This window comes from Synechococcus sp. R6-5 (assembly GCF_047461775.1).
GTDB lineage: Bacteria > Cyanobacteriota > Cyanobacteriia > Thermostichales > Thermostichaceae > Thermostichus.
In genome coordinates, this window is sequence record NZ_JANSHV010000265.1 from 1 (window position 1) to 4249 (window position 4249).

4 protein-coding genes are annotated in these 4249 nt (G+C 58.7%); 1 reads left to right on the forward strand and 3 read right to left on the reverse strand.

The genetic code is table 11. The features are described from left to right. Both NW818_RS12475 and NW818_RS12480 read right to left on the reverse strand, forming a co-directional pair. Positions 1-223, reverse strand: a 223-nt coding sequence (locus tag NW818_RS12475) for a helix-turn-helix domain-containing protein (protein ID WP_414424729.1), incomplete at its 3' end; no start/stop codon positions are given. A 115-nt stretch (positions 224-338) separates the two neighbouring features. Then, positions 339-1649: a (Fe-S)-binding protein gene (locus NW818_RS12480; protein WP_414424730.1), complete on the reverse strand. Its 1311-nt coding sequence runs from the start codon at positions 1647-1649 to the stop codon at positions 339-341. 255 nt (positions 1650-1904) lie between these two features. On the opposite strand from NW818_RS12480, the gene NW818_RS12485 reads away from it, so the two are divergent. Then, positions 1905-2225 (forward strand): hypothetical protein, encoded by a 321-nt coding sequence (locus NW818_RS12485; protein WP_414331146.1) that lies wholly within the window; start codon positions 1905-1907, stop codon positions 2223-2225. A 10-nt stretch (positions 2226-2235) separates the two neighbouring features. Here the strand turns inward: NW818_RS12485 and NW818_RS12490 are convergent, their stop codons facing one another. Continuing rightward, a complete protein-coding gene (locus NW818_RS12490; protein ID WP_414424731.1) occupies positions 2236-4122 on the reverse strand; it encodes an AMP-dependent synthetase/ligase in 1887 nt (628 codons plus the stop codon). Positions 4123-4249 lie beyond the last annotated feature (127 nt).

Below are 4249 nucleotides of genomic sequence, written 5' to 3' on the forward strand. Positions count from 1 at the left end.
CGCATTTGGAGACCTGGTAGTACCAGGGGTTTTCCTTCTTAACCTCGGCCACCAGGCGCTTGTGTAGGTCAATGGCGGTAGGAAGCTTTTGCTGGTTCTCCAGGGCCTGCCGACAGATGGCCAAGCCCCAGTTGTAGGCGTGACGGGCTACCCCAGCGTGCTGAGCGGCTAGGGTCTTCTGCCGGTTATTCAGCTCTAAGCGGGTGCGGAATCCAAGCAGCATTCAGATAGCCGCGGCCAACATGCTTAGTTTAATGGCTATTTCGGTTCCGCAAAGTAACCAATTGTTCAGCAGATCGGGGACTAGAGGCAGCCCCTGTAGCTTGTTCGCGAAAGCGTCACGCAGCGGTAAGGGCGCGATCCAACAATTCCATCGGGTGATAGATGGGGATCCCGGCTTTGCCCTGTAGGCGCAGATGTTTCTGGATTTGTAGGCGGCAGCCGATATTGGCAGAGACAATCCCCTGAGCACCGGTGTTAAGCAAGTTCTTTACCTTCTGGGATCCCAGCTCATCCGCCACCTGGGGTTGCAACAGGTTGTAGACGCCGGAGCTACCACAGCAGAGGGCCGCATCGACGGGATCCCGCAGCTCCAGCCCCGGGATTTGCCGCAACAGGTGTCGAGGTTCCTGGCTGAGCCGCTGCCCATGCAGCATGTGACAGGCATCCTGGTAGACCAGCACCAGGGGTTCCGGCTGTAGCGGATGTAGAGGAGCCGTTAACCCCACCTGAGCGAGAAACTCCTGAATGTCCTTGACTTGAGTGGCAAATCGGGCTGCTTTCTCCTTGTAGTCGGGATCCCTGGCCAATAGGTGGCCATAGTCTTTCAGGGTATGTCCGCAGCCGGAAGCGGTGATCAGAATGGCATCTAACTCACAATTGGCAAAGGCATCGATCATCTGGCGGGCCAGGGTTTCCGCCTGCTGCAGTTGCCCTTGATGGTGGGGCAAGGCCGCACAACAGCCCTGGACAGGCGGGATCACCACCTCACAGCCGTTGTGGGTCAAGACGCGAATGCTGGCCTCATTCACCTGCGGGGCAAACAGGCGCTGCACGCAGCCCAAAATGAGTCCCACCCGAAAACGGCGTTCTCCCACCGCCGGGATCCGCTCAGGGTAACGCTTGGGCAGCAGTTGCTCCACCTCCAGGGGGGGCATCAGGGATTCCATGGCCGCCAAACGCGGGGAGACCTTTTCCAGACCCTTTCGGATCCAAGCGCCGATCCCCATTTTTTGGTACAGCCAGAGAGGCCACAGCAGCGGTTGCAGCCGCTCCGGGTAAGGAAACACCGAGAAGATGAACTGGCGGTAAAGCCGATCCCAAAGGCTACGTGGGTAGTTGCGTTCGATTTGCGGGCGGGTGGCGGCAATTAAGCGGTCATATTGCACCCCCGATGGACAGGCCGTAACACAGGCCAAACAGCCCAAACAACTGTCGAAGTGGGAAACCGTAGCCGCCGAGAGGGAGATTTGACCTTGGTTGAGAGCCTCCATCTGATAGATGCGCCCCCGCGGCGAGTCCGTCTCTTTGCCGATTACACGGTAGCTGGGGCAGGTGGTCAGGCAAAACCCGCAATGCACGCAGGCATCGATCAGCTTGGGATCCGGGGGATCCACGCCGTCAAAACTTGGCCCTTTGGATACGTTCATCGGCCTCTAGCTCTCAGCACAAAAGCCTGCTGTACAGACTCAATCTTGCCTTTTGGCTTGTTTTGGGGTTTTGGAGGTGCCCCCGTTTCCTGCATCTTAATCCGGGAACAAAGCGGCTGAGGCGTTCTATCCAGATCCAGACGCTCCTTTCGTCCGTACTACCCTGAAGAAGGGACTCCCCGGACGGATTCCCTCTCAATCGATCCCTCGTTAACCCTCTTCGAGTTGTCTGTGCTCTGCACAGCACGGAGTGCTATGAAAGTGCAACACCTCTTCACCTCAGCTCTTGTGGGCGCAGCCCTCTCCAGTTTGAGCCTGCCCACCGCCGCTCTGGCCCAAGCCAACCTGCGGGAACTCCCTCCAGACCTGGCAGAACAGCTAACCACAGAGCAAATTTTGCAAGCCTGCGCCAACAACCAAGCAGATACTTTGCCCAGCCCTTTCCCGGATGTGGTGCCAAGCGATTGGGCCTACAAGGCAGTGCTTACCCTCTACTACTGTGGAGCCTACCGAGGGGCCATTCCACCGGAGCAATTCCGGCGCTACTTGGAGCAACAACGGGGATCCCAAACCTAGAAGGCTGGCTCTACTTCAAAGATCGGTACATCTCCTCGATGAGGTGAGCGTAGCGCTCAGCCACCGGGTTGCGCTTGATCTTCAGGGTCTGGGTCATAAGGCCGTTTTCCACGCTCAGCGGCTCCGGCAAGAAGCGAAAGTCGCTGACCTGCTCGTCGGGCCGGTAGCCAGGGCGTTCTTGGATGCGGCGGCGCACCTCCTGCAAAATCAAGGTGCGGGTCTGGGGCTGGGCCAGCAGCTCGGCATCCTCAGCCGGGATCCCTTGCTCGGCAGCCCAGGCCTTGAGGGCGTCGAGGTTGGGGTAGATGAGGGCAGCCAATTTCTTTTGGTCTTGCCCGACGATCACGATCTGACTGATGTAAGGAGACTGCAGACAAGCATCTTCCAGCGGCTGGGGCTCGATGTTCTCCCCATTGAGTAGGACAATGACATCCTTGGCTCTGCCGGTGATCACCAGTTGCCCGTCGGGGGTGAGCCAGCCCAGATCCCCGGTTTCAAACCAGCCGTCGGAGCTGAGCACCTTGGCAGTGGCTTCGGGGTTGTTGTAGTAGCCCATCATCACCTGCGGGCCACGGGCCAGGATTAGTCCTTTTTCTCCAGGGGGCAGCGGCTGTCGAGTTTCAGGATCCACAATACGAAACTCCGTCCCCGGCAGAGGGGGGCCAGCCGTACCGCGCACATTGTTGTCTGGACGCCGCGCGCACAACACCGGCGAAGTTTCGGTGAGGCCGTAGCCATTCAAGATGGAAATGCCCACCACCTCGTAGAACAGATCCAAGTAGGCAGGCAGGGATCCACCGCCGCTGATGGCATGTTGAAAATTGGGGCCCAACGCCCGTCGTACCTTGCGGTAGATGAGCGCATCGGCCAATCGGTGCAGGGGCCAGAGCAGCCAATGTTGCAGGCGAGCCTGCAGGCGCACCCAGGGGCTGACTCCGTAATGCAAAATCGACTGGTTGCGAGCTATCCGTCCAGAGAGCACATGGCTCTCACTCACGGCCATCAGAGCGCGGATCAGCCGCTGCATCAGGGGACTTTTCTCTTTGAATTGCCGTTGGATCCCTTCATAAACGGTTTCCCAAATCCGCGGCACTGCCACCAGAAAATGGGGGTGCTCCTGTTGGAAATCTTGTTTGATAAAGCGAGGGCTGGTATAGACCAGCATGCAGGCACGGCTGAGGAGAAAATACTCGCAAGCCCGCTCATAAGAGTGCCAAGTGGGCAGAATGGTCAACACCTTATTCCCCGGTTGTGGCTGTACGACCACGCCCAAGTTCTCCACCTGGTGCATCAGGTTGCCGTGGCTGAGCATCACCCCCTTGGGCCGACCGGAGGTGCCGGAGGTGTAGATGATGGTGGCCAGTTGGGATCGCTCCAGCTTTGGGGGTTGGTAGGTGTGTTCCCGACCCTTTTGCAGCCATTGGGAAAAGTTCAGCACCCCTGCTTCCTGCTCATCGGAAAGCAACAGCAGCCGTTCCAGGCCCAGCTCCTGCACATCCGGCCGGATCCGCCTCAGGGTCTTCAGATCCTGAGCAATCAGGGCCGTGCTACCGGAGTGGCGCAAGATGTAGCCCAGCTCACTGGGATCCGCCACAGCGCTGCGGGGCACATTCACAGCTCCCGTGAACATCGTGGCCAGATCGGCCATCAGCCAGCGGGGGGAGTTATCGGCAAAAATGGCCACCCGATCCCCCGGGCAAATGCCCAAAGCCTGCAGGCCAGCCGCCAGGGTTTGAATGCGGCGAAACAGCTCTCCATAAGATATCTCGAAAACTGGCTGCGCGTGGGGATCCCGTAGGGCAACCTGACCGGCAAACTCTTCCGCCAGCACTTGCCAAACGTTCAGCAGCGTCGTCTCAGGGGCAGTGGGAGTAGCAGAAGCGGCAGCAGTTGTCATAGATCTGTACCGTAAATTACGTTTACAGTCTATTAAACCCAGCCTCTCTCCCCAGGTGTCGCTAGGACAGTTCCCAGCCTGTCACCCCATTCACCATCTTCCCCTTGCGGGGAAAAGGTAGGGATCA